The organism is Methylomonas koyamae (genome assembly GCF_001644025.1).
Taxonomy (GTDB): Bacteria; Pseudomonadota; Gammaproteobacteria; order Methylococcales; family Methylomonadaceae; genus Methylomonas; species Methylomonas koyamae_A.
Map to the genome: position 1 here is coordinate 1 of NZ_LUUK01000202.1, position 24816 is coordinate 24816.

The window sequence follows — 24816 nt, forward strand, 5'->3', positions numbered from 1 at the left end:
ACCACCATCGCGGTCTACGACTTGGGTGGCGGTACCTTCGATATTTCCATCATCGAAATCGCTGAAATCGAAGGCGAGCACCAGTTCGAAGTATTGGCCACCAACGGCGACACCTTCCTGGGCGGTGAAGACTTCGACTTGCGCATCATTGATTTCCTGGCCGGGGAATTTAAAAAAGACACCGGCATCGATTTGCACAACGATCCATTGGCGCTGCAACGTCTAAAAGAATCTGCGGAGAAAGCGAAAATCGAGTTGTCTTCCGCCGAGCAAACCGACATCAACCTGCCGTATATCACGGCCGACGCGTCCGGTCCGAAGCACTTGAACGTCAAACTGACCCGCGCCAAACTGGAATCGCTGGTTGACGAACTGATCGAGCGCACCAAAGGTCCTTGCTTGCAAGCGATTAAAGATGCCGGCATTTCGACTTCTAAAATCAACGACGTGATTTTGGTGGGCGGTCAAACTCGGATGCCGAAAGTGCAGGCCTTCGTTAAAGAATTGTTCGGCAAAGAGCCGCGCAAAGACGTCAACCCTGACGAAGCGGTAGCGCTGGGTGCGGCGATTCAAGCCGGCGTATTGGGCGGCGACGTCAAGGACGTGTTGCTGCTGGACGTCACGCCATTGTCGTTGGGTATCGAAACCCTGGGCGGGGTGATGACCAAACTGATCGAGAAAAACACCACGATCCCAACCAATGCTTCGCAAGTATTCTCGACCGCCGAAGACAGTCAAACCGCGGTCACCGTGCATGTGTTGCAGGGCGAGCGGGAAATGGCGTCAGGCAACAAATCGCTGGGCCGTTTCGATTTGCAGGACATTCCGCCCGCGCCGCGCGGTATTCCGCAAATCGAAGTGTCGTTCGACATCGACGCCAACGGTATCCTGAACGTGTCGGCCAAGGATAAAGCCACTGGCAAGAAGCAATCCATTGTGATCAAGGCGTCCAGCGGCTTGTCGGATGCCGAAGTCGAGCGCATGATCAAGGACGCCGAAGCGCACGCCGACGAAGACCGCAAGCTGAAAGAACTGGTTTCGGCGCGTAACTCGGCGGAAGGCATGATCCACGCGACCGAAAAGTCGTTGAAGGAATTGGGCGACCAAGTTACCGGCGACGAAAAATCGGCGATCGAAGCGGCCATCAGCGACTTGCAGGGCGTGTTGAAAGGCGACGACAAGGACGCTATCGAAGCCAAAACCGCCGCGCTGACCGAGCTTTCGGGTAAACTGGCCGAACGGGTTTACGCCCAAAAAGGCGGAGCGGACGCCGCTGCCGGCGAAGCCCATGCGGCTAGCGGCCAGCAAGCCGAAGACCACAATGTGGTCGATGCCGAGTTCGAGGAAGTGAAGGACGACAAAAAATAATCCTCACCGGGGAGCCTCTCGCCGTTAACGGAGAGAGTCAGGGTGAAAGGTGTTAATCACCCTCATCGTTCCATTCATTCAACACACTAAATAACCGCTGGTAAACGCCGGCGGTTTTCTACGTTATGGCAAAAGAAGATTTTTACAAACTGTTGGAAGTCGATCGTAACGCCAGCGAAGCCGAGATCAAAAAGAGCTATCGCAAAATGGCGATGAAGTATCATCCCGACCGCAACAAGGACAATCCGGAAGACGCCGAGAAGAAATTCAAGCAAATCAAGGAGGCCTACGAGATATTGTCCGATTCGAAAAAACGGGCGGCCTACGATCAGTTTGGTCATGCCGGCGTCGATCCGTCGATGGGCGGCGGCCGCGGCGGTTTCAGCGGGGCGGAAAGCTTTAGCGATATTTTCGGCGATGTGTTTGGCGACATTTTCGGCGGCGGTGGCGGACGGCAGCGCAGCAGCGTCCAGCGCGGCGCGGATTTGCGTTATAACCTGGAGTTGACGCTGGAAGAAGCTGTCGGCGGTACCGAAGCGACCGTCAAGGTGCCGGTGCTGGTCGCCTGCGGCGAATGTAACGGCAGCGGCGCCAAGAAGGGCAGCAGCCCGGTCACCTGTTCGACTTGCCACGGTCATGGCCAAGTGCGGATGCAACAAGGCTTTTTCTCGGTGCAGCAAACCTGTCCGACCTGTCACGGTACCGGCAAGCAAATCAAGGACCCTTGTCCGAAATGCTACGGGCAAGGCCGTATTCAGGAAACCAAAACGCTGTCGGTCAAGGTGCCGGCCGGCGTCGATACCGGCGACCGGATTCGCTTGGCCGGCGAGGGCGAAGCCGGTATCAACGGCGGTCCGTCCGGCGATTTGTACGTTCAGGTTCAGGTTAAGGAGCATCCGATCTTTACCCGCGACGGTGCGAATCTCTATTGCGAAGTGCCCATCAGCTTTCCGACCGCGTGCTTGGGCGGCGAGTTGGAAGTGCCGACCCTGGACGGCAAGGTGATGCTGAAAATCCCGCCGGAAACCCAGACCGGCAAGATGTTTCGATTGCGCGGCAAGGGCGTCAAGCCGGTGCGCGGCGGCTCGGTCGGCGATTTGCTGTGCCGGGTACAGATCGAAACGCCGGTGCGCTTGACCAAGGATCAGCAGGCTCTGATCGAGCAACTGCAAGTCTCCCTCAGTGGTGGCGGTAAACAACATAGTCCGCAGGAACATAGCTGGATGGACGGCGTGAAAAGCTTTTTCGACAAGTTGACGGGATGATGACGATGCGTATCGGCGTGGTGGGTGCTTCCGGGCGCATGGGTGTGTGTTTGTTGAAAGCGGCGTTAGCCGCGCCGCAAGCCGAATTGACGGTCGCGATATCGCGTCCGGACAGTTTGGCGATAGGCAAGGATGCCGGCGATTTGGCCGGCGTTTCGCCGGCCGGCGTGCCGGTCGGCGACGATTTGGCGGCGGTCGTGGATTGTTTCGACGCGCTGATCGATTTTACCCGGCCGGATGCGACGATGGCCTATCTGGACGTCTGCCGGCAAGCCGGGAAAAAACTCGTCATCGGTACCACCGGGTTCAGCGAGAGCCAAAAAGCGGCAATCGCAGAGGCCGCGCGGGACATCGCAATCGTGATGGCGCCCAATTTCAGTGTCGGCGTCAATCTGTCGTTGAAGTTGCTGGAAACGACCGCGAAAGTGATGGGCGATTACACCGACATCGAAGTCATCGAAGCCCACCACCGGCACAAGATCGATGCTCCGTCCGGCACCGCATTACGGATGGGCGAAGTCGTCGCGGCGGCGCTGGGCCGGGACTTAAAGGACTGCGCCGTTTACGGACGGGAAGGCGAGACCGGTGCCCGCGATCGTAAAACCATTGGATTTTCGACGATACGGGCCGGCGATATCGTCGGCGAGCACACCGTGATGTTTGCCGACGAAGGTGAACGCGTCGAAATCACCCACAAAGCCAGCAGCCGGATGACCTTCGCCAACGGCGCGGTGCGCGCCGCTATTTGGCTGGCCGACAAATCCAGCGGTCTTTACGATATGCAGGACGTACTGGGTTTGAAAAACTGAGTTTTCTCGAACGCGCCCTGCGGGCCACGCACTCGAATCAGCGTCCACTTATATTCTTAGCGGCGCTATTTCTCCGGTCAGTTTATAATGACGGTAGTCGGCTATGACCAATGCGTGATCGAAGGCCAAAACCGGCGGCAAATTGTCAAAGGTAAACAAACCGCAATTCTTGGCGTCGTCGGCCGCTGTTGGCGAGCCGTGAGCTTCCGCGATGTAAACCGCCGTCGCGGTGTGGTTGCGCGGATCGCGCTGCGGATTGGAATAAATGCCCAGCAATGCAGTCAGACGAACGTCAAGACCGGTTTCCTCCGCTGCTTCCCTAACCGCGGCATGTTCAACCGTTTCACCGACATCGACAAAGCCACCCGGCACAGCCCAGCCGTAAGGCGGGTATTTGCGTTCGATCAACACGAAGGGGCGCTGCGGGTGGTCGATCAGTTCGATCAGAATATCGGCTGCAATCAAAGGCGTAATCGGTTTGGGCATCACAGTGTCCTGTTTTCGAGTGAGGGGGAGCTTGTTGGGCGGATTTAACCATGTTTTCCCCATTTTTCGGAAGCCGACGGAGTCGTTGGATCGATACCGATACCGGACGTAAAGTGGAAAGACCAGAGGCTATCGGCGATGGTCGTACGGTCGGCATAACAGACAGACAACTAAATCAATGAACGAATTTATTCCCGGCCAACGCTGGATTAGCAACACCGAATCTGAGCTCGGCTTAGGCATGGTATTGGAAGCCGAATACAATCGCGTCACGGTGCTTTTCCTGGCGACCGGCGATCGGCGGGTTTACGCGCGCGATAACGCTCCGCTGACGCGGGTCAGGTTCGCGGAAGGCGATACCGTCGAATCGGTGGAATACGTCAAGATCAGCGTACAGCAAGTGGACGAGCACGCCGGGCTGTTGACCTATATCGGTGTCGACGAAGACGGCGGATTGCAGCAAATTGACGAGATGGAACTCAACCACCATATTCAATTCAACAAGCCGCAAGATCGATTGTTCACCGGCCAGTTCGACCCGACCTCCTGGTATTTGCTGCGCTACGAAACCTGGCGGCGCCAGCAACGCCATCAACAGTCGGCGGTCAAGGGGCTGCAAGGCGCGCGCGCCGCGCTGATTCCCCATCAATTGTATATCGCGCATCAGGCCGCTAACCGCGCCGCGCCGCGCATTATGCTGGCGGATGAAGTCGGTTTAGGGAAAACCATAGAAGCCGGCTTGATCATTCAACACCGTCTGATTAACGGTTTGAGCGAACGAGTTTTGATTTTGGTACCCGAAAGCCTGATGTACCAATGGTTGGTTGAAATGTTGCGGCGCTTCAATCTGCGTTTCAGCCTGTTCGACGAAACCCGTTGCATGTCGTTCAACGACGACGGCAATCCGTTTCAAAACGAGCAATTGATACTGTGCAGCCAACAGTTTTTCGCTGACTTTCCCGATCGCCAGCCACAAGCGTTGGCGGCCGGCTGGGATATGGTCGTCGTCGACGAGGCCCATCATTTGGAATGGAGCGAGACCGCCCCCAGCGTCGAGTACCGTTTCGTCGAGCAGTTGGCGCAAGCGGTGCCGGGCTTGGTGTTGTTGACCGCCACGCCGGAGCAATTGGGCAAGGAGAGCCATTTCGCCCGCTTGAGATTGCTCGATCCCGATCGCTTCTACAGCTTTGCGCAATATCTGCAAGACGAAAAGCAATTCGAGCCGGTGGCGCAGTTGGCGAATCGGCTGATTTCCGGTGAGCCGTTAAACGAGGCAGAGCAAGTCGAGTTAGGCGAGTTGTTGAAACACGACAATGCCGAAGCATGGCTGAAGCAAGTCAACGACAGTAATGTCGGCGCGCGCGAGGAATTGATCAAGTTGCTGTTGGATCACCACGGCACGGGTCGGATCTTGTTCAGAAACTCCCGGCATACGGTCAAAGGTTTTCCGGACCGGGAACGCCATGGTTATCCGATTCTCGGCGAGGACACCGCCGAACTCGCCGACAGTCCCTATCTGTTTTGGCTGATTGACACCTTGAAGACCCTCGGCGACGAGAAGGCGTTGCTGATTTGCCGGCGAGCCGACACCGTGATCCAGCTGGAGCAAATACTGCGACATCACGTGGGACATACCGCGGCGGTATTTCACGAGGGCATGAGTATCGTTGAGCGGGACCGAGCGGCGGCATTCTTTGCCGATGAAGACAGTCGGGCGCAGGTTCTGTTGTGTTCGGAGATCGGCAGCGAGGGGCGCAACTTTCAATTCGTGCGGCATCTGTTTCTGTTCGATTTGCCGGAAAACCCCGATTTGCTGCAACAGCGTATCGGCCGACTGGATAGGATCGGCCAAAAGCATGTGATACAGATTCACATTCCCTACGTGGTCGGCAGTCCGCGCGAGGTGTTGTTTCGCTGGTACGACGAAGGTCTGGACGCGTTTCGACATAACGTTTCGGCGGCGTCGCAGGTGGCCAAAGCCTTGAGCGGGCCATTGTCGGCGGCGTTGGCCAGTCGCGAGCGAGCGGCGGTTGACGCATTGATAGAAGAAACTCGCCAGCTGAATGCGCGCCTCGAAGCGGAATTGCAGAAGGGCCGCGATTTGTTGCTGGAACTGAACTCCTGCCGTCCGGAGCCTGCTCGGCAATTGGTCGAAGCCATTCACGCCAGCGAATCCGATGGCAGTTTGTGGCCTTATCTGGAGGATATTTTCGATTGCTACGGCGTCGACGTCGAGTACCACTCCAAGGCTTGCCATATCCTGCGGCCCAGCGAAAATCTGCGCATTTCGCATTTTCCGATGTTGCAGGACGACGGCTTGACCGTAACGGTGGCTCGGGATATTGCGTTGGCGCGCGAGGACATGTTGTTTCTGACCGCCGAACATCCGATGGTTTTGGCGGCGATGGATTTGGTGTTGTCCAGCGAGACGGGCAATGCCGCGGTCAGCGTGGTCAGGCATGCGCAATTGAAGGCCGGCCAATTTTTGTTGGAATTGCTGTTCGTACTCGAGTGTAGTGCGCCGGCCGAACTGCAAATTGGCCGGTTTTTGCCGCATACGCCGATTCGGGTGTTGATAGACCAAAACAAGATGGATCTAACGGCATCGGTCAGCCATGACAGTCTGATCGAAACCGGCGATAAGTTCGAGAAGGCCCAAATCAGTCAGTTTTTGAATAGCCAACGCCAGCATATTCAGGAGATGATCAAAGTAGCGGAACAAGCCGCTGGCGGCAAGGCCCAGCAATTGATTGGCGAAGCCACCAATCGAATGGTGGCGGCTTTGACCGGTGAAATCAAGCGGATGGTCAGGCTGAAAAAAGTCAATCCGGCGATCAAGGATGCCGAGATCGAACAACTCAAGGAAATGACGATGTTATCGCACGAGAGCATACAGGACGCGCAATTGCGTCTGGATGCGGTTCGTTTCGTGATTACCGCTTGAGCCGGATCGCGCCGGACGGTGTTTTAATTGGTTTTGATCAACACGGTACTTTCGTCAAGTTCGACGCACTCGAACATCAGATCGTCTATCGACCCCTCGACGTGGTCGATGTAATGCAGGCCGCATTCGGATTCGCTGTGCTGATGCTTGATAACGCCGTGCACGCTGAACGGCGTGCCGGATTCCGGCAATATCATCGTGATCTTGATTTTGCCGACTATGTCGTCCGCCAGCGGCTTGCGAAGCCGGACGCGAATGCCGCTGTAGCTAATATCGAGGATATCGGCCTCGAACGCCAGCTCCTTGGCTGTCGTGGGGTTGAAAACGATACCTGCCTGCAGGCCTCTAGGTCTTATTCTAAGGTGATTGCGCTTCTCGGGTTTCATCGTTTGGCTCCTGCGGAATGATGAAGGGCGTCCTTCCTCGGGTCATAAAATTTCAGAATAAATATAGCCGTATTTTGGACACGGTTGTCATGTCCCGAATTTTTTCCAAATTTTCCCGAATTATATGACGGAAACAACATAAGGTTAATCCATGCTATTTTCAGAACTCGGTCTTTCCGAGCAAATTCTTAGAGCCGTTGCCGAACAAGGTTACGAAACGCCTACTCCGATTCAGGAGCAAGCGATCCCGGTGATATTGCAGGGGCGGGACGTGCTGGCCGGTGCTCAGACCGGCACCGGCAAAACCGCGGGCTTTACACTGCCTTTGTTGCAATTGCTGCAACAAGCGCCTGTGAGGAAAAAGCCCCGACCTATTCGGGTGTTGATCCTAACGCCGACCCGCGAACTGGCGCTGCAGGTCTACGAGAGCGTTTGCTCTTACGGTAAGCATCTGCCGTTTTTTGCGGAAGCGATTTTCGGGGGCGTCAGCAGCAAGCCGCAAATCCAAAAATTGCAGCGCGGAACCGATATCGTGGTTGCGACTCCCGGCCGCTTGTTGGATTTGATCCAGCAAGGCTATGCGGACCTGTCGCAAATCGAGTATTTCGTGCTCGACGAAGCCGACCGGATGCTGGATATGGGGTTTATCCGCGACATCCGCAAAATTATCCAATTATTGCCGGCACGGCGCCAGAATCTGTTGTTTTCGGCAACGTATTCGCCGGAGATCAGCACGCTGGCCGAACAATTGTTGAGCGACCCGGTCGAGATTGCCGTTGCCAAACGCAATTCGGCGGCGGAAACCGTGTCGCAGTTGGTCTACGGTATCAAGCGCGAGTCCAAGCGCGAATTGCTGGCGCATCTGATCGGCGACGGCCGGTGGCAGCAGGTGCTGGTTTTCGTGCGTACTAAGCACGGCGCGGATCGCTTGTGCAAGCAGCTGATCAAGGATGGCATACGCTGCGCGGCCTTGCACGGCGACAAGAGCCAGGGAGCCAGGACCCGCGCGCTGGACGATTTTAAAAGCGGTGCGATCACGGCACTGGTGGCGACCGACATCGCCGCACGCGGGCTTGATATCGACCAGTTGCCGCATGTTGTCAATTACGATCTACCGCAAGTCGCCGAGGACTATGTGCATCGCATCGGACGCACCGGCCGGGCCGGCGCGGAAGGGCAGGCAATCTCGTTGGTCGATGCTGAAGAAGCGCAATTGTTGGCGGCAATCGAAAAACTCCTGAAAAAGTCGATTCCGCGGGTTGCCGATACAGGCTACGAAAAAGTGTCGCTGGAACCGGTTTCCGCCAAGTCTCAGCCCAAGGCCAAGCCTAAGGCAGCGGCTAAACCTCGGTCGCAAGCTCGGCCCGGCGACCGTCCGGGCGAACGTGCTCGGGGCGGCCGGCCGCCTCGAGCCGCTGCCGGTGGCGCGCGCGGGCGATGAGTGGGCCCGTCGCTTAGTGGATAGGCTACAACAGATGTATTGGATTTAGTTGTGCTTAGGCCTGAATGATTCGATCGGTTACTTGCTTGATTTCGACGGCGCTATTTGCGATAGCGTGGTGGAAACCGTGGGCTGTGGGCGCGGTTTCAAGCAAGTGATAGTGATCCGGACCTACGCTAATCACGCGTTGGTATGACTGAGTTTGAAGTTCGCGCAGATAAGCGATCGAATGGGTCTTGATCAAGCAATAAACCGTATCGCCTTCCTGTAGAGCCATATCGCGGGCCGCGCCGTGGGTAATTTCGGCCAGCAACGCGCCGCCGCAATCGATTTGCACAATTAAGCTCTCTCCGCTGGGAATAAGCGCGCAGATGCGGCCCTTGATCTGGTTCTGGATCGAAATGCCGCTTAAGTATCCGCGCGACAGCGCGATGTCGTTGGCGCGGATCGATACCTGGGTCCCGCTGCCCGGAGCCAATTGCGGCCTCAGCGGCAGCGCCAACGGCAAGCCGAAACTGTCTGCCTGGGTGTGGCCGGCGGAATGGTCGTGATGACGTATGGTGACCGGCAGCAAGTTGTCTATCTGACGCATGCCCAGATAGCGAAGCATGCCTTGTCCCTTGGCGATTTCCGGTAATGAGCCGCTACGCGTCACCTTCCCCTGATCCAGCACGATCAATTGGTCGGTCAAGTCGAGGATTTCCCCTAAGGATTGACTGGCGTAGAGTGCGGGTAGGTTGAGTTCGATTTGAGCGCGCTTGAGCAGCGCCAATAGCAGCGGCCGGTAGTCGTGGCCTATCGTCGCAAAGGTGTCGTCCAGCAGGAGCAAGCGCGGCGACTTCACCAGCGACCGGGCCAAGGCCACCCGTTGCCTTTCCCCGGCTGAAAGCAGCGGTAAGGGTTGGTCGAGCAGACTGCCCAATTCGAGTAACTCGATCAAGAACGGTAGCTTGAAGTTTCTCCGATGCCTCAGCGTGCGCTCGCGGGTGGCGTTCAAGTTTTCGCGGACGGTTTCGGACGGATCGGCGCAATCCAGTTGTAGTACGGCGCCTACCGGACGTTGTTCGCGCGGCATGACGATACCCTTGCGACTGTCGAACAAGATCTTGCCGTCGACCAGAATGTAGCCGCTATGCGGCTGAATGGCGCCTGCGATCAAGCCCAGCAAGGTGCTTTTGCCGGCGCCGGATTTCCCGAGCAGGCCCATGCTGTTGTCATTGATCGCCAGCGATGTGGTCAGGTCGAAATGGCCTCTGCGCAATTTGACGTTCATTTCTAACAACATGATGGCCTCGCTAGTTTGGTGGGTGATCGTTGCTCTCGAAGAGCCAGGGTTAACCGGCGAACGCTATCGTCAACGCCCCGACTTAAAGATCGCGCTTGTCGGCAGGTTTTCTTTGACAGCTTGGCCGGAACAGGTGTTTCAGTAACAAACGAAGCGGATATTCGGTATATCATATTATATATATCGAAAGACGTGATTGTTCGTGAAACGGTTCGGGACTAACGCTGATCGAGTGCGATAGTGGCGATTTGACTGAAAGTTGTCGCACTTTGCTTGATGGGCATAATCCACGTATTTACAAGCAGTTTTTGGGCCATGGCTCTGGCCGTGGACGAGCGCGGTAGGGCATTAGCGAATTGGGGTAGTGTGTTTGGCGAGGTAGTTCGTTAATTATATTTGAGTATATCGATTCGGTAGGGGCGCTGCAAAATAGTGTTAAAGCCTACAACGGCGAACCGAAAAATCGCGTGGAATTTGTAGTGTTTGCGACATTGTTGGCGGTCGCTGTCGGCAAATCGGGGTTTTCCGATAAGCCGGAATGACCCCAATTCGTGAATAGCCCCAGTTGCGATAAGGGTATGCTTGGCTGGCAAGGCTCTTGCTTAATTAAATTGAACCGAATTTTTTATCTATTAGGAGATGTTTCCGATGTTACTCGACAGTTACAACAGCCAAGGCCTATTGACCATTTCTACGGTATTGGGCAAAACCAGCACTGCGGGTCTGACTGCTTGGCGCGGCGACTTAGTGCTGATCGAAGGTGCCATGCGCGAAGGCGCGACCAATCCCAACGACCGTAACCCGCCCAAATTATTGATCCAGCAAGCGGCGATGCTGGCCGATAGCGACAAGATCTTGTTTTTAAACGGTATGGTCTATCAGTTGGAGTCCCTTGCACTATTCGTCGAGAAATATAAAGCCGGTTTGACCGCCGATACCTTGGCTTTGATTTACGTCGAAAACATCGCCGCTCCAATGGTTGTCGAATTGGAAGGTTATACATTCAAATTGTTGCCGTACAGTGAGGGCATGGTCTGGAACGAAACGATGGAATTTCTGTACATCGAGAAAGCGGACCTGAAAGGCCAGTCCGCCGAAGACAAAGTCATCACCGTGTACGAAGCGGCAAAAGGCTTTAAATTTAAAGGCGAGACGTTGAGCTACGAAGCGGCGTTGACTAAAACCATCGAAGTTAAACGCGAAGCGAGCTACGGTCCGGTGTAACGGGTCGGCGAAGCGAAACGGGGGTGAGGACTTATGAAAAACTTTAAGACGCTTACGGTGGCCGAATCCGAAGCCTTGATCGCCGAACAGCAGCCGATGATCTTGGATTGCCGGGACCTTAAGGACTATAAGGCAGGACATATCGACAATGCGATGCACGTACACGAACAGTTGCGCGACACCTTGATCAGAAAAGCCGATAAGTCCAAGCCCATGCTGATTTATTGCTATTACGGCCATGCCAGCGAGCATATGGCGGAAATGTTCGGAGATTTCGGTTTTCAGCAGGTATACAGCATGGCCGGCGGTTACGCCGACTGGAAAGAACAGCACAAACTTTAGGGGTAACGCTATGGAATTATCAAGAGATATCGCGCTCCGCATTGCGTTGGCGTCAAGAGTGTTGCCCGGCGTGGATGTGGCGTCGCTGATTGGAATTCTGCACGAAAAAGTCGGTTCGCCGTTGACCGACGAACGCCTGAAAACCATTACCGTCACCAATTTGAAAACCGGGATTGGCAGCCACGATGGCGAGGAAGATGGTGAGGATATCGACATTGGATTGGCCAACATCAAATTGGCAGTGCGTTATCTATGGGGCGAGGAAGACGGTGACGAGGGCTTGCCGGAAATCCTCCCCTACAAGGAAGGCGACATGCCGGAATCGATCCGGGTCGCGATCGCATCCAACAGCGGGCAGTCGCTGAACGGGCATTTCGGCTCGTGCATCCGGTTTTTGGTGTATCAATTGTCCAAGGACGCCATGCGATTGGTGGATATCCGCTCTACGGTGGAAGCCGATACCGCCGACGATAAAAACCTGTTCCGGGCCGAGTTGATCAAGGACTGCCATGTGTTATTCGTGCAGTCTATCGGTGGACCGGCCGCCGCGAAAGTGATTCGAGCCGATATTTATCCGATCAAGATCCCGGACGTGATCGAAGCTGAAGCACAGTTGCGCGAGTTTCAGAAAGTGTTTGACGCGCCGCCGCCGTGGATGGCCAAGGCATTGGGTAAGAGTGCCGAGGAGCGCAAGCGCTTCGCTCACCAAGATTGAATGAGGGCCGGAGTACACAATTTCGGTGTGCTCCGGTTGTTCGGTCTAACCGGACTTAGTCCGGAGTCTTCAAGACTTTTCCATGGTCGCGATAAAGCTATCCGCTTCGTTGATCGATTTTTCCATTTCAAGGACTAGCGCGGAAACATCCGATTTCACGCTATCGAGCTGGCCTTTTAGCGAAGCGATGGCCTGAGCATTTAAATTGTGCTTTAGAAACAAGACTTGGTCCTTGAAGACTTTCAGTACCGGCTCCAGTTTGGACTCCGCTTTGCGCATTGCTGCCAGCAATTGCCGGTATTGGGTTTTTGTTACCGCCAGCTTTTTGCTACTGGTTTGTCTGAGCGAGGCGTTGGTGTATTCCCTAAGTTCGGCTTCCCATTCAGTAAATAAGGCTTCCGAAACGTCTTCGATATCGGCGATGCGTTTGTGAATTTCATCCGCCTTCCGCACGCTGGCATCATACTCGTCGTTTAGTTTCCCGTAGGTTGATTCCAGGTCGCCACCCTGAAAATTGGTCAATACGGTGAACTGTTCCAGTGCCGATTTGAATTGTTGCTTGGTTTCCTCCTGGGTCTCGCGGGCTTTTTCGACCCGATGTACCATGACTTCCCGCTTAGGAATGCCCAGTTTTTCCAGGCTACCGTAATAGGCTTTCGAGCAAGCGGTAGCGGTCAGTGCAATCAGTACAAGGGCGCAATGTAAGCGACTTTTCATTGGGTCACCAGGAGAGGTTAAGGGGAAAATTGCCGCAGTGTAAAGCCAGTTTCCGGCTAAGGCTAGCCCGGAAATCGGCTTCGACAATACTGGCGGATTGCCAACCAGTCGCGAATTTTTCGACAAAGAGTGCGATATTCCTCCAATAGTCGGTCACTGAGGTTGGCATTTGATCAAGAACTGGCTTTTACTTAGTCCCGACGCCGCCAAGTCGAATAGCGATGACTTTGGTGGGTGGATTTATTAAAGCTGTTTCTTATCAAATGTCGCGGAGGTTGTCATGAACGAATTTAAAAAAGATTTAATGATAGGGGTTATTTCATTTACCGGTATTGTCGGATTTATTTCCGGCGAGTTTATTCTTTCGACTTTAATGTTCGGTGTAGCGGCTTTAATGAGTAATATCGCGGCCGAACCCACTTATCCGGTTAAGCAGTCTGTCTGATTCTCCATTGGCGGAGATTCGCAAACGAAGCATCCATCGTTCGTTTGTTTCCACGGCCTCGCAATCCCCAGGGTTGCGAGGCTTTTTTTTACGCCTTCGAAATTTGATCTCATCAGGTTTTTTTGGCCGGTAAGCCGCGCAGAAAGTTTAGCTTTTCTTTAATTTTACTCTCCAATCCGCGTTCGACCGGAAAGTAATAACGGCGGTTTTGTAAGGCGTCGGGGAAATAATTTTCGCCAGCGGCGAATGCTTGATCTTCGTCGTGTGCGTAGCGATATTCGGCGCCATAGCCTAAATCCCGCATCAGACCGGTCGGTGCGTTTCGTAGATGCATTGGAACTTCCAGCGAGCCGCTTTTTTTGGCATCGATCATTGCCGCCTTGTAGGCCGTGTAGACGGCGTTGCTTTTCGGTGCGCACGCAAGATAGGTTACCGCTTGCGCCAAAGCTAGCTCGCCTTCAGGGCTGCCTAGTCTTTCGTAGGCCTCGGTGGCGTTTAGCGCGAGTTGTAAGCCGCGCGGATCTGCGTTGCCGATGTCTTCGGCGGCCATTCGAATCACGCGCCGGGCAATGTAAAGCGGGTCGCAACCACCGTCCAGCATCCGGGCAAACCAATACAATGCCGCATCAGGATCGGTGCCGCGCACTGATTTGTGCAAAGCGGAGATTTGATCGTAAAAAATATCGCCGCGCTTGTCGAAGCGGTTTGCGTGGCCTTGCAGGACTTCGTCGATCATTCCAGGTTTAACGACTTCTCGTCCATCCACGGTCTCGGCTAGGTCGGCGGCAATTTGCAGAATATTCAAACTTCGTCGGGCGTCACCATCGGCGGCCTTGGCGATCATCGTCAGAGTTTCGCGGTCTATCTCGATCGGCCGCAGGCCCAAGCCGCGCTGTTTATCTCTTAGCGCACACTCCAGCAGTTCGATCAGCGCGTCGGTATCGAGGCTGCGCATTACGTAGACTCGCAAGCGCGACAGCAGCGCGTTGTTCAGCTCGAACGACGGATTCTCGGTGGTGGCGCCGAACAGCACGATTGCGCCACTTTCGATGGGCGCCAGCAACGAGTCCTGCTGACTCTTCGAAAAACGGTGAATTTCGTCGATGAATACGATGGTATTCAAGCCCTGTCGAGCCTTGATTTCTTCAGCCTCGCCCACGGCGGCGCGAATCTCCTTGACACCGGCCATCACCGCCGACAACTCGATGATGTGGCTATGGGTCATGCCACCGATGATCTTGGCCAGCGTGGTTTTGCCGACTCCCGGCGGTCCCCAAAATACCAGCGAATGCAACGCGCCGTTGTCGATAGCTGCCCTTAGCGATTTGCCTTTTGCCAGCAGGTGTTGTTGGCCGATAAATTCTTCAAGGCTGCTTGGTCGCATTTTGGCGGCTAGCGGCATATAGGCGTCGCGAGGACCGGAGTATTTGCTATTCATGAATGACATAAGCGTGACGGTGACCATAGGGGAGCGGTCGCACGCTAAGCGAAACCGCGGCCGAAATAGATAGGCAATATCGGCTTTTTTTAATAGAATTGCCGGCCATTTTAGAGATTCCGCTCCCGAAAGCCATGGATTTAAAATTTCTTGATTTTGAACAGCCGATTGCCGAACTGCAAGCCAAGATTGAAGAGCTGCGCAAAGTCGAGCTAGACAACAACTTCGATATTTCCGAGACGCTGAAGCAGTTGGAGCAGAAATGCGAGAGCCTGACCGAGAGTATTTTCAGCGACTTGTCCGACTGGCAGATTTCCCAATTGTCGCGCCATCCGGGACGGCCTTACACGCTGGATTATATCTCGTTAATTTTCACCGAATTCCATGAGTTGCATGGCGATCGCGCATTCGCGGACGACCCGGCCATCGTTTGCGGCTTAGCGCGCTTGGAGGGTCGGCCGGTCGTCGTGATCGGTCATCAAAAAGGTCGAGACACTAAGGAAAAAATTTACAGAAACTTCGGAATGCCGCGGCCGGAAGGTTATCGGAAGGCCTTGCGCGTCATGAAAATGGCCGAGCGCTTTCAGTTGCCGGTCATTTGTCTGATCGATACTCCCGGCGCCTATCCTGGCATTGGCGCGGAAGAGCGCGGTCAGAGCGAAGCGATTGCTCGTAACTTGTTCGAAATGTCCAAATTGCGGACACCGATTATCTGTACCGTGATCGGTGAAGGGGGCTCCGGTGGCGCGTTGGCTATTGGGGTGGGCGACCGTTTGCTAATGTTGGAATACAGTACTTACGCGGTAATTTCGCCGGAAGGTTGTGCGTCTATTTTATGGAAAAGCGCCGACAAGGCCCAGTTGGCTGCCGAGGCCATGGGAATAACCTCCGACCGCGTGCGCGAACAAGGTTTTTTGGACGAAGTCATCCGCGAGCCGGTCGGTGGCGGTCACCGCAATTTCGCCAAGATCGCCGCCAATTTGCAGGAAGCCTTGCTCAGGCATTTGGGTGAATTGCAGGCGGAAGCTGGCGACATGGACAAACTGTTGGAGAAACGTTATCAACGTATCATGCGTTTCGGCTCGTTCATTGAAGAGCCGGCCAAATAATTCCTTTGTCCGGAACATCAGCGTAGAAAAGGCCGATTTCTCTCGGCCTTTTTTTTGGAGCGTTGCCTTATGCTGAGCTTTCAGGCAGTGAGTTCCGCGCTGCCGGAGCGGGTTGGGCGTTTGTATGTCGCATACAGTGGTGGCGTGGACTCGCACGTACTATTGCACCTGTGCGCACGGCAACCGGATTGGCAAGCCAAACTGTGCGGGGTCTACGTCGACCACCGCTTGCAAGCGGAGTCGACGGCCTGGGGCACCCATTGTCGTCGGCAATGCGAAGCGTTGGGTGTCGAGTTCTTGCTGCTGACTGTCGACGCCTCGGCTGCGCCGGGTGAAAGTCCGGAGGCGGCTGCTCGTCGCGCTCGATACGCCGCGCTAGCCGATTTGCTGGACCGCGACGACGTGGTGCTGGCGGCTCAGCACCGCGAGGATCAACTGGAAACGGTGTTGCTGCAACTATTTCGCGGAGCTGGCGTGGCTGGATTGGCGGCGATGCCTCGGATATCGCCGCTGGGCCGAGGGTCGTTGGTCAGGCCGCTGTTGAAAGTGGGCAAGGCCGAGGTATTGGTCTACGCGCGCCAGCAAGGCTTGGTTTGGATAGAGGATCCGAGCAATGCCACGAATGATTTCGACCGGAATTTTCTGCGAAACCAAGTTCTACCGCTACTGAAACAACGCTGGCCTGGGCTGGATAAAACGGTGGCGCGGTCGGCCGAGCTGTGTGGAGAGGCTGCGGAATGCCTGGACGAGTGGGCCGAAGCACAATTGGCCGCCGTATCCGGTTTGGACAGGGGCGAGCTGGCGATCGACCAACTGCCGGTTGCGGCAAGTCGCCGTCGCTTGCTGATTCGACAATGGTTAGCTCGCAACGGCCTCCGGCCGCCGAGTCGAGCCATAACCGAAGCGATTCTGGCGCAGGTCGTCGATGCGCGTGGCGATGCGAACCCGCAATTATGTTATCAGGGCGCGCTGATTCGAAGATACCGCAAGCGCTTAGTTTGCGTGCCGGCCTATCCGGCTGTTCGCACGCACGGCGAAGTGGTTTGGCCTGATAATGCCCAGCAGATCGAATTGGGCGGCGGTTGCCGCTTGAGCAAGGAGGTTTCCGTTGACGGCATCGCTCAAGCGCTTTGGGATCGGGCTAGTGTCACGGTGAGGTTCCGGCGCGGCGGCGAAAAGTTGAAGTTGCCAGGGAGGGGTGGCCGGCACAGTTTGAAAAAGCTCTATCAAGCAGCCGGTACCCCGCCGTGGGAACGGGAGTGGAGGCCGTTGATATATCTGGATGGCAGCTTGGCGGCGGTGGCTGGCCTTTGGGTGGCCGAGTGGGTCAGCGGTTCGAAAAACGAACCTTGCTACCGAGTGTCTTGGCAGTTTCGACAAAGCGTGTGATGATGAATGGATAAACCCTAGTCGGAGAAATGAGATGTTTGCCGAAGTTTTGCAGTCGGCGATCGTCGGCATGATGATCGCCATTCCCACTATCGTAATCTATAAAAAAGTGGGGTTGAATCCGCTTTGGGCTGGACTGGTTTTTATTCCGGTGTTCGGTTTATTAATCGTATTCATCCAGTTGGCCTTCGCGGAATGGCCAAACGCGCGGCGAGGAGGTTGAGATGGCGTTGTTTTTCGTTTTGTTGCCCGTCTATATCTTGTTTTGTTTGTGGTTGGGATTCCGAATACTGCGGAAAGCCGGCTTTGATGGACGTTGGGTCATCGCATTATTGGTGCCGGTCTTGAATATCATCATGATTTGGGTGTTCGCATTCAGTCGATGGCCTGGTTTGCGGGAGGATGTCGATCAGGGGTTTTAGGCGGTATTTTGCTCTGATTTTTCTTTTTATTCCCGAGATATTGGGTTCTCTAAAATTAGGTTGTGAAATGTTATGAATCTGAGGCATATTTGGTGGAGAATTGCTGCAATTAAAACGCCCGGCCAAGCTTTCGATGCGGTAGCTTCAGAGCTGACGCCATATTTTTATAGGCATTTTCAACGGTTAAATCGAGGCGTTTTTGCAATTGAGATCGTGAATTCCAATTTAGGGTTTTTCGCGGTTCTGAATTGGGCGCTGTTTGTTTTGCATTTCTGTAAGAAGCAGGGTTTAGTACCCTATTTAGAATTTACTACGAAGAATTATTCGGATCCGGTTTTGGGGCGCGATTGGTTTAAGTATTATTTTTCTAATCGAGCAATGTCAGCGGCCGGTTTCGCAGCCGAGTATAGGCCTTGGTTGGTTACCAAGGTTCGACGTATCAGAGATTTACGGATGCCGGGTTGGTGTTTTCACGATTTGAGCTTGGAACAAGCCGGCGAGATTTTCCGTGAATATATTGAGTTCAATCCGGTGATTTCCGCCGAGGTGGAAGCGTTCGTTGCCGAGCATTTTGCAGGTAAGTATGTTTTGGGGGTTCATTTTCGAGGTACCGATAAAGTAGTCGAGGCGCCACAAGTCGCTTGGGCGTATTGTGAACAAACGATTCGAAATTTTTTAGCGGATCACCCCAGCGTCGATGTTCTATTTGTCGCTAGTGATGAAAGTCGTTTTATTCAATATATGCTGGAAAAATTTCCAGATATTGCTGTGGTGAGCCATCAGGACCATTTTCGCAGCGATGGCATTAAGGCAATTCATAGTCTCGATGGGGGCGGCGATAATTATTCGAAAGGATTCGATGCGTTAGTTAATTCTTTGTTGTTGTCGAAATGCGACGCACTAATCCGGTCGTCGTCATTTTTATCAGCTTGGGCGTCGATTTTTAATCCAAAAGTGCCGGTGGTTTTGTTGAACAAGCCTTTGGAAGATGCGCTATGGTTTCCTGAGGTAGAGATAATGAAGCGTTCCTTGGATCATTACTTGCCTGATTTCACTGAATAGGAAGCTTGTATGAGAGTCCTGCTAAGCCTATTGAAGAGGCTGGGAAAAAAAGTCAGTCTGGATGTTGCGTATAATTTCGTTCAGTTAAATTATCCAATTTGGGTTTTTTACTTTAAGAAACTGACGTTGCCGAATTTTGGCGGTCGCCACGAGATTAAAATTTCTGGTAAGCCCGCTATCTACGATGTATTCGTTTCCGGCGATAAAAATTACGTGGTAGCTATTGGTAGATATGACCGCGTTGCCGACTGGAGTAGATTAATATGCGTATTCGACTCAGGTTGCGAAGTTATTGGGCAGGTCGTTGAGGATTTTGCCGATGAAAAGGAGGCTTATCAGGTTTTAATCATTAAATATTTGATTCCCTCTGGTTTTCGGAGTAAGCCCGTGGTTTTGATTACGTTAAAGTTGGACGGTAGTCAAATCGTTAACTCTCTCCAGCTTTCGAATCATTCGGTCGAATTGCCGCGGCATAAGCTAAGTGTGACGACGTTGATGAAGGATGAAGATAGGTTCATCCCTGAGTGGATCGCATATTATCGTATGATAGGCGTAAGTCATTTCTATATATACGATAATCGTAGTTTAAAAAGAAGGCGGATACGTAACTTGTTGGCGCCTCTAATTGCCCAGGGAATTGTGACGTTGATAGATTGGGATTATCCTTACGTGTCCGGTGCTCCCGATAATAGCTGGCGTTTTTGTCAGCGAGGACAGATGCACCATTGTTTATACAAATACGGTAGTTTTTCCGATTGGATGTTGTTTATCGATGTTGATGAGTTTATCTATCCTGTTAATGCCGAGCAAGATTTTTTGAAGTTTTTAGAGAGTCGAGAGCATCCAAATATAGCCGCGTTGCAGTTCAAGATGATCTGGTTTGGAAATTCAGGATTTGAACAGGTTCCTAAGGGTTTAATTATTAATAATTATATTCGACGTTCTCCGGAGGTTTTGTCCTTAGGTCGAGAGAAATGTGCTGTCCGGCCTCAGTTAACGAAGCTAATGTTTATTCATGGGGTTAAGGCGTCTGAGGAAAATTCATGGATGGATGTGGTGTCTCCCGAACTGTTTCGGATTAATCATTATTATGCGACTAGTTCCAAGCGTCAATTTAAGGGGTATTCGGACCATAACGACGTGGAAGATACAGGAATGAGAAAATACGTTGACTCCGTGGAAGAGTATATTGGGAAAATATAGTTGTGCTAAAAATTGATATTTATCTTGTATAAGTACAGTTGGAAATGGTTTTGTTAGAGCCCTTTCGAAGATGTTATGCGTCTAGTAGTAAGTTATGTGCCCTCCAGCTGACAGAGGGATTCCATGTCATAACGTTGGGCGAAACGACGCAACGCTGACGAATAGAAAAATCTTTAGCGACTTTCCGGCGCCGCTTCCGATAGCTTTGGACTTCACGCCTTGTTGCTCGGCAATGGCCGCGATTGTTTGATCGTGGGTAACATTAATAATGGTGTGAGCGATCTTGTTTTTGCCAGTCGTTGCCCGTCTTTTTCTCGAGATCAGGCGCTTCGTGCGACATTTCGTCGCATTCTTGGCGTTTTAACGCTTGTTAACTTGATGTACGGCAGTTGTTGTCGTGCGCTTACTGTGAGGAATGTGCCTGAGCTTTTAGTGGTTGCTGTGGGGGCGCAAGGGCTAGATTTGCCCGGCAGGCATGGGACAAAGCTGTTAGAATTCCGGTTTAGTGTTGACCCCATTGCCAGACGCTAGACAGGGCGCAAATTTTTCATGACAAAATTCATCTTTATCACCGGCGGTGTGGTCTCCTCGCTGGGGAAAGGCATCGCTGCTTCTTCCTTGGCCGCAATTTTGGAAGACCGCGGCCTCAAGGTCACCATCACCAAACTCGATCCCTACATCAACGTCGATCCGGGCACCATGAGTCCGTTCCAGCATGGCGAAGTGTTCGTCACCGAGGACGGCGCGGAAACCGACCTGGACTTAGGCCATTACGAGCGGTTTTTGAAAACCACGATGGCCAAAAAAAACAACTTCACGACGGGGCAGGTATACGAACAAGTGCTTCGCAACGAGCGTAAGGGCGAATATCTCGGCGCGACGGTGCAAGTGATTCCGCATATCACCGATGAAATCAAGCGCCGGGTTTACGCCAGCGCGGAAGGCAAGGACGTGGCGCTGATCGAGGTCGGCGGTACGGTCGGCGACATAGAGTCGCTGCCGTTTCTGGAAACCATCCGCCAAATGGGCGTCGAATTGGGCCGCGACCGCGCGGTGTTCATCCATTTGACCCTAGTGCCCTATATCAAGTCAGCCGGCGAACTGAAAACCAAGCCGACCCAGCACTCGGTTAAGGAACTGCGCACCATCGGTATTCAACCCGATATTCTGATCTGCCGTTCCGAACAAACCATCCCGGCCAGCGAACGCCGCAAAATCGCGCTGTTCACCAACGTCAGCGAGAAGGCGGTCATCACCGCGATCGATGCCGATACCATCTACCGCATTCCGCTGCTGTTGCGCGAGCAGGGGCTGGACGACATCGTCGTCAACCAATTGCGTCTGGACGTGCCGCCCGCCGATTTGAGCGCGTGGGAAAAAGTCGTCGACGGCCTGACCCACCCAACCGACGAGGTGCAAATCGCCATCGTCGGCAAATACGTCGACCATACCGATGCCTACAAATCCTTGAACGAAGCCTTGTTGCACGCCGGCATTCATACCCGCCACAAGGTCGAGATCAAATACATCGATTCCGAAACCATCGAGCAGGAAGGCACCGCTCGGTTGAAGGATGTCGACGCTATTCTGGTGCCGGGCGGTTTCGGCGAGCGCGGCGTCGAAGGCAAGATTTCGACGGTGCGCTTCGCCCGCGAGAACAGAATCCCTTTTCTGGGCATTTGCCTGGGCATGCAATCGGCTGTGATCGAATTCGCCCGCAATGTGGTCGGCTTGGAAGGCGCCCACAGTACCGAATTTCTGCCGAAGAGCCCCCATCCCGTGATCGGCTTGATTACCGAATGGATGGACGAGGCTGGTGAACTGGTCACCCGCGACGAAGACTCCGACATCGGTGGCACCATGCGCCTCGGCGCGCAAAAATGTCGCTTGAAGGACGAATCGCTGGCTTTCGAGGTGTATCGAAAAGACGTGATCACCGAGCGTCACCGCCACCGTTACGAGTTCAACAACCAGTATCTGAAACAACTGGAAGCCGCCGGCATGCGTTTTTCCGGCAAATCCTTGGACGGCCGGCTGGTCGAAATCGTTGAGCTGCCGGAGCATCCCTGGTTCCTGGCTTGCCAGTTCCACCCCGAATTTACATCGACGCCGCGCAATGGCCATCCCTTGTTTTCGGGTTTCGTCGAAGCCGCCGCCAAACACAAAAAAGCACTTTAACGAGCATAAACAACAAGGTTAAGCATGCAACTCTGCCATTTCGAAGCTGGTCTGGATCAACCGTTTTTCTTGATCGCCGGCACCTGCGTGATCGAAAGCGAACAAATGACGTTGGATACCGCCGGTAAACTTAAGGAAATCACCAGCGAACTCGGCATCCCGTTCATTTACAAATCCTCTTTCGACAAGGCCAACCGCTCGTCGATGTCTAGTTTTCGCGGCTTGGGACTGGAAACCGGCCTGCAAATTCTGGAAAAGGTCAAGCAGCAATTGGACGTACCGGTTTTGACCGATGTCCACGAAGACACGCCGCTGGCGGAAGTCGCTTCCGTGGTGGACGTCATGCAGACACCGGCTTTTCTGTGTCGTCAGACCAATTTCATCCAAAGCGTCGCCGCTCAAGGCAAGCCGGTCAACATCAAGAAAGGCCAATTCATGGCGCCTTGGGACATGGGCAATGTGGTCGCCAAGGCCAAGGCCACCGGCAACCAGCAAATCATGGTCTGCGAGCGCGGCGTATCCTTCGGCTACAACAACCTGGTATCCGACATGCGCTCCTTGGCCGTGATGCGCGACACCCAATGTCCTGTGGTGTTCGACGCTACCCATTCGGTGCAATTGCCGGGCGGGCAGGGCAGTTGCTCGGGCGGCCAGCGCGAACACGTGCCGGTATTGGCGCGGGCGGCTATTGCGGTCGGTATTGCCGGATTATTCATGGAAACTCATCCTAAGCCAGAAGACGCTTTGAGTGACGGACCTAATTCCTGGCCGCTGCATCGAATGCAGGAACTGCTGGAAACTTTGATGACCCTCGATCGCGCGGTAAAAGCGGCGGCCTTGATCGAAAACACCTTGAACCAACAAAACAACTAAACCTATCCATCACTCCCACGGAGCAATTGAAGATCATGAGAATCGTTGATGTAAAAGCTAGAGAAATTCTGGACTCTCGCGGCAACCCCAGCGTCGAGGCCGAAGTTTATTTGGATTCAGGTGTCGTCGGCAGCGCCATGGTGCCTTCCGGGGCCTCCACCGGCGAACGCGAAGCTATCGAATTGCGCGACGGCGATAAATCTCGTTACTTGGGCAAGGGCGTGTTGACTGCGGTTAACAACGTTAACACCGTGCTGAAAGATGCCGTGGTTGGTATGCAAGCCGATAACCAAGCCGCGCTGGATCAAAAAATGATCGATCTCGACGGTACTAATGCAAAAAGCAAACTGGGCGCCAACGCCATTTTGGGCGTATCGATGGCCGCTGCCCGTGCCGCCGCGCAAGAAGCCGGTAAACCGCTGTATCAGTTCATGAACAAATCCGGCGAATTCATTCTGCCGGTACCGATGATGAATATCATCAACGGCGGTTCGCACGCCGACAATAGCGTCGATTTGCAAGAATTCATGATCCTGCCGGTTGGCGCACCAACCTTCCGCGAAGCGATCCGTTACGGTGCCGAAGTATTCCACAACCTGGCAAAAGTCTTGAAAGGCAAAGGCTTGGCGACCACCGTCGGCGACGAAGGCGGCTTCGCACCTAATCTGCGTTCCAACGAAGAAGCCATCGAAGTGATCTTGGAAGCGATCGAAAAAGCCGGTTACAAAGCCGGTCAAGACATCTACCTGGGCATGGACGCGGCGGCTTCCGAGTATTTCGACGACGGCAAGTACGTGTTGTCCGCCGAAAACCGCAGCTTCAACTCAGTGGAAATGGTCGACTTCCTGACGGCTTGGGTCGATAAATATCCGATTATCTCGATCGAAGACGGTCTGGACGAAAACGATTGGGACGGCTGGAAATACCAAACCGAAAAGTTGGGTAACCGCATCCAATTGGTCGGCGACGACTTGTTCGTTACCAACCCCGCAATTCTGAAAGAAGGTATCGAGAAAGGCATCGCGAACTCCATCCTGATCAAGGTCAACCAAATCGGCACTTTGACCGAGACCCTGGAAGCGATCACTATGGCTGGAGCGGCAGGTTACAGCGCGGTGGTTTCTCACCGCTCCGGCGAGACCGAAGATACCACTATTGCCGACTTGGTGGTTGCTACGGGCACAGGCCAAATCAAAACCGGGTCATTGAGCCGCTCCGACCGCGTCGCCAAATACAACCGTCTGATGAAAATCGAAGACGAGTTGGGCGCGAAAGCTCGCTATGCCGGCCGTGGCGCGTTCAAAATGCTGAAATAAAAAGCGTTGGTTGGGTTGATCCTTTGCGAAAGCGGAGGATTGCCGCAACTTTAAGAGTCGTCGTGTTGGGTTACGCTCCGCGTTGCTTCGCTAACCCAACCTACTCTTTTCTAAAGAGACACCGCCATCAAAACCCTGATCCTTGTCATCATCGCGTTGACGCTGCACTTCCAATACCGGTTGTGGTTCGGCGACGCCAGTTTGTCGCAGATTCGCGAGTACCGCGCGCGGCTGGAGGAATTGACCAAGGATGCCCAAGAGAAAAAAGAGCGTAACGACTCGCTGTACGCCGAAGTGCTGGACCTGCGCAAAGGTCTGGAAACCATCGAAGAACGCGCCCGCTACGAGCTGGGCATGATCAAGGAAAACGAAACCTTCTTTCAAGTGCTTGAGTAGCGC

Annotated in this window: 24 protein-coding genes; 19 read left to right on the top strand and 5 right to left on the bottom strand. The window is 53.9% G+C overall.

What is annotated here, in order from left to right:
- From dnaK to dapB, 3 genes are all read left to right on the top strand, one after another.
- A partial coding sequence (gene dnaK, locus A1355_RS19865) for a molecular chaperone DnaK (protein ID WP_064031024.1) occupies window positions 1–1368 on the top strand: 1368 nt, incomplete at its 5' end.
- A gap of 125 nt (window positions 1369–1493) precedes the next feature.
- Window positions 1494–2633, top strand: a complete 1140-nt coding sequence (gene dnaJ / locus A1355_RS19870) for a molecular chaperone DnaJ (protein ID WP_064031025.1) — start codon at window positions 1494–1496, stop codon at window positions 2631–2633.
- Window positions 2633–3442, top strand: coding sequence for a 4-hydroxy-tetrahydrodipicolinate reductase (dapB, locus tag A1355_RS19875; RefSeq protein ID WP_064031076.1), 810 nt, complete (start codon window positions 2633–2635; stop codon window positions 3440–3442). The genes dnaJ and dapB overlap by 1 nt, the downstream gene beginning before the upstream one ends.
- A 48-nt stretch (window positions 3443–3490) precedes the next feature.
- On the opposite strand, the gene A1355_RS19880 is transcribed toward dapB, so the two are convergent.
- Window positions 3491–3928 carry an NUDIX domain-containing protein gene (locus tag A1355_RS19880; RefSeq protein ID WP_064031026.1) on the bottom strand — a complete coding sequence of 146 codons (438 nt, stop codon included), beginning with the start codon at window positions 3926–3928 and terminating at the stop codon, window positions 3491–3493.
- A gap of 178 nt (window positions 3929–4106) precedes the next feature.
- Here A1355_RS19880 and rapA point away from each other — a divergent pair, with 178 nt between their 5' ends.
- Window positions 4107–6872: an RNA polymerase-associated protein RapA gene (gene rapA / locus A1355_RS19885; RefSeq protein ID WP_064031027.1), complete on the top strand. Its 2766-nt coding sequence runs from the start codon at window positions 4107–4109 to the stop codon at window positions 6870–6872.
- A 23-nt stretch (window positions 6873–6895) separates the two neighbouring features.
- Here rapA and A1355_RS19890 read toward each other — a convergent pair whose 3' ends face one another.
- Window positions 6896–7258 (bottom strand): PilZ domain-containing protein, encoded by a 363-nt coding sequence (locus tag A1355_RS19890; RefSeq protein WP_064031028.1) that lies wholly within the window; start codon window positions 7256–7258, stop codon window positions 6896–6898.
- Between the two features lie 151 nt (window positions 7259–7409).
- Here A1355_RS19890 and A1355_RS19895 point away from each other — a divergent pair, with 151 nt between their 5' ends.
- Window positions 7410–8699, top strand: coding sequence for a DEAD/DEAH box helicase (locus A1355_RS19895; RefSeq protein ID WP_064031029.1), 1290 nt, complete (start codon window positions 7410–7412; stop codon window positions 8697–8699).
- Between the two features lie 55 nt (window positions 8700–8754).
- On the opposite strand, the gene A1355_RS19900 is transcribed toward A1355_RS19895, so the two are convergent.
- Entirely contained in the window at window positions 8755–9984 is a 1230-nt protein-coding gene (locus tag A1355_RS19900) for a molybdenum ABC transporter ATP-binding protein (protein ID WP_082885667.1), read from the bottom strand.
- A 648-nt stretch (window positions 9985–10632) separates the two neighbouring features.
- Here A1355_RS19900 and A1355_RS19910 point away from each other — a divergent pair.
- Genes A1355_RS19910 through A1355_RS19920 form a run of 3 tightly spaced genes read left to right on the top strand, consistent with a single transcriptional unit; the run spans window position 10633 to window position 12265 of the window.
- On the top strand, window positions 10633–11208 hold the full coding sequence (locus A1355_RS19910; RefSeq protein WP_064031077.1) for a hypothetical protein: 576 nt from the start codon (window positions 10633–10635) through the stop codon (window positions 11206–11208).
- A 33-nt stretch (window positions 11209–11241) separates the two neighbouring features.
- Window positions 11242–11550 carry a rhodanese-like domain-containing protein gene (locus A1355_RS19915; protein WP_064031031.1) on the top strand — a complete coding sequence of 103 codons (309 nt, stop codon included), beginning with the start codon at window positions 11242–11244 and terminating at the stop codon, window positions 11548–11550.
- 10 nt (window positions 11551–11560) lie between these two features.
- Window positions 11561–12265: a dinitrogenase iron-molybdenum cofactor biosynthesis protein gene (locus A1355_RS19920; RefSeq protein ID WP_064031032.1), complete on the top strand. Its 705-nt coding sequence runs from the start codon at window positions 11561–11563 to the stop codon at window positions 12263–12265.
- A 69-nt stretch (window positions 12266–12334) separates the two neighbouring features.
- Here the strand turns inward: A1355_RS19920 and A1355_RS19925 are convergent, their stop codons facing one another.
- A complete protein-coding gene (locus A1355_RS19925; RefSeq protein WP_064031033.1) occupies window positions 12335–12982 on the bottom strand; it encodes a DUF2959 domain-containing protein in 648 nt (215 codons plus the stop codon).
- 280 nt (window positions 12983–13262) lie between these two features.
- Between A1355_RS19925 and A1355_RS25820 the strand changes: the two genes are divergently transcribed.
- The gene (locus A1355_RS25820; RefSeq protein ID WP_168031883.1) at window positions 13263–13427 is read left to right on the top strand and encodes a hypothetical protein; all 165 of its coding nucleotides are present in this window, start codon (window positions 13263–13265) and stop codon (window positions 13425–13427) included.
- Window positions 13428–13539: 112 nt separating this feature from the next.
- On the opposite strand, the gene A1355_RS19930 is transcribed toward A1355_RS25820, so the two are convergent.
- Entirely contained in the window at window positions 13540–14865 is a 1326-nt protein-coding gene (locus A1355_RS19930) for a replication-associated recombination protein A (protein ID WP_064031078.1), read from the bottom strand.
- A gap of 134 nt (window positions 14866–14999) precedes the next feature.
- Between A1355_RS19930 and accA the strand changes: the two genes are divergently transcribed.
- The 10 genes from accA (at window position 15000) to A1355_RS19980 (ending at window position 24813) form a co-directional block, all read left to right on the top strand.
- Window positions 15000–15974: an acetyl-CoA carboxylase carboxyl transferase subunit alpha gene (gene accA / locus A1355_RS19935; protein ID WP_064031034.1), complete on the top strand. Its 975-nt coding sequence runs from the start codon at window positions 15000–15002 to the stop codon at window positions 15972–15974.
- 69 nt (window positions 15975–16043) lie between these two features.
- Window positions 16044–17363: a tRNA lysidine(34) synthetase TilS gene (tilS, locus tag A1355_RS19940; RefSeq protein WP_064031035.1), complete on the top strand. Its 1320-nt coding sequence runs from the start codon at window positions 16044–16046 to the stop codon at window positions 17361–17363.
- Window positions 17364–17397: 34 nt separating this feature from the next.
- Window positions 17398–17586 carry a hypothetical protein gene (locus A1355_RS19945; RefSeq protein ID WP_064031036.1) on the top strand — a complete coding sequence of 63 codons (189 nt, stop codon included), beginning with the start codon at window positions 17398–17400 and terminating at the stop codon, window positions 17584–17586.
- Window position 17587: 1 nt separating this feature from the next.
- Window positions 17588–17785 carry a hypothetical protein gene (locus A1355_RS19950; RefSeq protein WP_064031037.1) on the top strand — a complete coding sequence of 66 codons (198 nt, stop codon included), beginning with the start codon at window positions 17588–17590 and terminating at the stop codon, window positions 17783–17785.
- Window positions 17786–17857: 72 nt separating this feature from the next.
- A complete protein-coding gene (locus tag A1355_RS19955; protein ID WP_082885668.1) occupies window positions 17858–18847 on the top strand; it encodes a nodulation protein NodZ in 990 nt (329 codons plus the stop codon).
- Window positions 18848–18856: 9 nt separating this feature from the next.
- On the top strand, window positions 18857–20050 hold the full coding sequence (locus A1355_RS19960) for a glycosyltransferase family 92 protein (protein ID WP_064031039.1): 1194 nt from the start codon (window positions 18857–18859) through the stop codon (window positions 20048–20050).
- 549 nt (window positions 20051–20599) lie between these two features.
- The gene (locus A1355_RS19965; RefSeq protein WP_064031040.1) at window positions 20600–22228 is read left to right on the top strand and encodes a CTP synthase; all 1629 of its coding nucleotides are present in this window, start codon (window positions 20600–20602) and stop codon (window positions 22226–22228) included.
- 24 nt (window positions 22229–22252) lie between these two features.
- Entirely contained in the window at window positions 22253–23101 is an 849-nt protein-coding gene (kdsA, locus tag A1355_RS19970) for a 3-deoxy-8-phosphooctulonate synthase (protein WP_064031041.1), read from the top strand.
- Window positions 23102–23133: 32 nt separating this feature from the next.
- The gene (eno, locus tag A1355_RS19975; RefSeq protein ID WP_139306071.1) at window positions 23134–24417 is read left to right on the top strand and encodes a phosphopyruvate hydratase; all 1284 of its coding nucleotides are present in this window, start codon (window positions 23134–23136) and stop codon (window positions 24415–24417) included.
- A gap of 126 nt (window positions 24418–24543) precedes the next feature.
- The gene (locus A1355_RS19980; protein ID WP_064031043.1) at window positions 24544–24813 is read left to right on the top strand and encodes a septum formation initiator family protein; all 270 of its coding nucleotides are present in this window, start codon (window positions 24544–24546) and stop codon (window positions 24811–24813) included.
- The last annotated feature ends 3 nt before the right edge of the window (window positions 24814–24816 follow it).

Bases quoted from the DNA above. Each gene is read 5' to 3' on its own strand.
- A1355_RS19925 (WP_064031033.1), bottom strand. From the start codon at position 12,982: ATGAAAAGTCGCTTACATTGCGCCCTTGTACTGATTGCACTGACCGCT.
- A1355_RS19910 (WP_064031077.1), top strand. From the start codon at position 10,633: ATGTTACTCGACAGTTACAACAGCCAAGGCCTATTGACCATTTCTACG.
- A1355_RS19950 (WP_064031037.1), top strand. From the start codon at position 17,588: ATGGCGTTGTTTTTCGTTTTGTTGCCCGTCTATATCTTGTTTTGTTTG.
- A1355_RS19920 (WP_064031032.1), top strand. From the start codon at position 11,561: ATGGAATTATCAAGAGATATCGCGCTCCGCATTGCGTTGGCGTCAAGA.
- A1355_RS19955 (WP_082885668.1), top strand. From the start codon at position 17,858: ATGAATCTGAGGCATATTTGGTGGAGAATTGCTGCAATTAAAACGCCC.
- dnaJ (WP_064031025.1), top strand. From the start codon at position 1,494: ATGGCAAAAGAAGATTTTTACAAACTGTTGGAAGTCGATCGTAACGCC.
- A1355_RS25820 (WP_168031883.1), top strand. From the start codon at position 13,263: ATGAACGAATTTAAAAAAGATTTAATGATAGGGGTTATTTCATTTACC.
- A1355_RS19960 (WP_064031039.1), top strand. From the start codon at position 18,857: ATGAGAGTCCTGCTAAGCCTATTGAAGAGGCTGGGAAAAAAAGTCAGT.
- rapA (WP_064031027.1), top strand. From the start codon at position 4,107: ATGAACGAATTTATTCCCGGCCAACGCTGGATTAGCAACACCGAATCT.
- A1355_RS19880 (WP_064031026.1), bottom strand. From the start codon at position 3,928: ATGCCCAAACCGATTACGCCTTTGATTGCAGCCGATATTCTGATCGAA.
- tilS (WP_064031035.1), top strand. From the start codon at position 16,044: ATGCTGAGCTTTCAGGCAGTGAGTTCCGCGCTGCCGGAGCGGGTTGGG.
- dapB (WP_064031076.1), top strand. From the start codon at position 2,633: ATGACGATGCGTATCGGCGTGGTGGGTGCTTCCGGGCGCATGGGTGTG.
- A1355_RS19945 (WP_064031036.1), top strand. From the start codon at position 17,398: ATGTTTGCCGAAGTTTTGCAGTCGGCGATCGTCGGCATGATGATCGCC.
- A1355_RS19900 (WP_082885667.1), bottom strand. From the start codon at position 9,984: ATGTTGTTAGAAATGAACGTCAAATTGCGCAGAGGCCATTTCGACCTG.
- accA (WP_064031034.1), top strand. From the start codon at position 15,000: ATGGATTTAAAATTTCTTGATTTTGAACAGCCGATTGCCGAACTGCAA.
- kdsA (WP_064031041.1), top strand. From the start codon at position 22,253: ATGCAACTCTGCCATTTCGAAGCTGGTCTGGATCAACCGTTTTTCTTG.
- A1355_RS19915 (WP_064031031.1), top strand. From the start codon at position 11,242: ATGAAAAACTTTAAGACGCTTACGGTGGCCGAATCCGAAGCCTTGATC.
- A1355_RS19890 (WP_064031028.1), bottom strand. From the start codon at position 7,258: ATGAAACCCGAGAAGCGCAATCACCTTAGAATAAGACCTAGAGGCCTG.
- A1355_RS19895 (WP_064031029.1), top strand. From the start codon at position 7,410: ATGCTATTTTCAGAACTCGGTCTTTCCGAGCAAATTCTTAGAGCCGTT.
- A1355_RS19930 (WP_064031078.1), bottom strand. From the start codon at position 14,865: ATGAATAGCAAATACTCCGGTCCTCGCGACGCCTATATGCCGCTAGCC.
- A1355_RS19965 (WP_064031040.1), top strand. From the start codon at position 20,600: ATGACAAAATTCATCTTTATCACCGGCGGTGTGGTCTCCTCGCTGGGG.